Source organism: Synechococcus sp. H60.1, from assembly GCF_047462335.1.
In the GTDB taxonomy this organism is placed as follows: domain Bacteria; phylum Cyanobacteriota; class Cyanobacteriia; order Thermostichales; family Thermostichaceae; genus Thermostichus.
The window spans coordinates 1-1660 of record NZ_JANSJA010000096.1; the positions used below are offsets into that span (position 1 = coordinate 1).

The window sequence follows — 1660 nt, forward strand, 5'->3', positions numbered from 1 at the left end:
TGCTTCCGGAGTTGGTTTGCTAAGTGTTGCTACTGTACCCCTTGATTCTTTAACAGGCTGTATTACCCAGCAGATAGTAGATAAAGACTTTGGGGTTCAGATGGGATCAATTGGTAGGGATCCGCTTGGTTAAGCTCCCGAGAGAGGTGAGCAAAAGACTGGAGACTTTCAAGGCGCTCCGCGAGCTCGCTGAGGGTGTCTAGGTATTCGGCTAAAGCCGCTTGGGAAAGGTACCAAGACTTGTCCAGCTCTTGGAAGTAGGTCATCTGGAACTCGACAGAAAGATTCTTTTCCCTAAGGAAGCGCTGCTCCGGTGTAAGCGCTCGATCAAGTGGGGAAAGACGAGCAATGCGCTGGATGCGTTCGCTAGAGATGTGGCCAGCAAAGCCGGGAGCTGTGTACGTATAGGCGGTCCGGAGCTGAGGTCGATCCGCTGGCAAGAGAGCTGCACACCACCTTTCGCTTAGTTCCCGGAAACGAGGAACCTCAAAGTCGAGGGCATCGACGGCATCTTGCAGGTACCCATGCTTAAGCAGAAGCTGGGATTCCGCCGCTAGGGAAACTGCCCAACCCTTGAGGGCAATATCGCCAAGCAGTAGGCAGTGGGCCTGGCGCTCAACAGGGATCTGATGGGCTTGGTCGGAGAAAAAGATGCGGGCTTCCGCCAGCGCCTTAAGGGCATCGCGAGGAGAAGCCTCCGGGAATCGGTGCAAACTAACCAGCTCTGCCTGCAGCTTAGCAAGACTTTGAATGAAAAGAGCACGATGCAAATTGGAGATAGCCAACAGAATTTCGGCTCTACTCTGAACGGCCAAAGCTTGCAAATAGGCCAGTTGGCCAGAAAGTGCATCTAGCTTTTGCTGAATGTCTTGGAGCCCTTCCCTAACAATCTTCTCTAGGCGGGCAATAGAGTCTTGCAACTGATTCAGGCGGAAATGCATGTAGGTAAAGCCAATAGCGCTAACCCCCAGGTTTAAAACGCTAGCGCCAGCAGCTACCTGAGAAAGCCCCAAAATCTTGGTGGCAGTCTGCTGCAAAACCTCAAGCTTTCGATGAGTGGCTTGGTGACCAAGGGCATTAATCACGGATTCAGGAGATACCGGCGCATTCATCAGCAAGCTGGTCAGGCCAGGAGCTTCGGCCAAATGCTTGACGATGCGACCCGTGGCAGCTTCTCGAACAACGCCACCGTAGCGAACCAGGGATCCATCCAAAAGCCCACTGACAATCGAAGGAGAAGCAAAAAGGAGAGTTGGAATGAGCATGACTTACGCTCCCAAAGCTCCGGTCACACAAGGTAGAAATCCTTGTTGGCAAAGGAGTTCAAATGCAATGGGGGGGAAATCCAGACAATCTTTGCTTTACCGGCTAGAGCCAGAAACGCATCCCTTCGCTCAAGAGGACTCGCGTCTCTGGCAAGTCCAGGAAGCTCCTCGTCAGCTTCGAGAGCCACTAGATAAAAAGCACTTTTATCATTGAGATTTTCAGCCGGAAACTTCTCGACTTCCTCTTTCAGAGCCTCAAACTCTTTCTGTGTGCCTCTCCAGATATACTTTGAGTTTTTATACAGAAGCTCACACGCATTCTTCTCTGTTATTTTTTGTCCGGGAGAAAGGTGAGAAAAGTATTCGCGAAACTGGCTAGCCCTCGAGGCTAGCAC

2 protein-coding genes are annotated in these 1660 nt (G+C 51.6%); both read right to left on the minus strand.

The features are described 5' to 3' along the window. Positions 1-62: 62 nt before the first annotated feature. The gene (locus NW852_RS05180) at positions 63-1265 is read right to left on the minus strand and encodes a hypothetical protein (RefSeq protein WP_414366852.1); all 1203 of its coding nucleotides are present in this window, start codon (positions 1263-1265) and stop codon (positions 63-65) included. A 23-nt stretch (positions 1266-1288) separates the two neighbouring features. Then, a partial coding sequence (locus NW852_RS05185) for a hypothetical protein (RefSeq protein ID WP_414426511.1) occupies positions 1289-1660 on the minus strand: 372 nt, incomplete at its 5' end.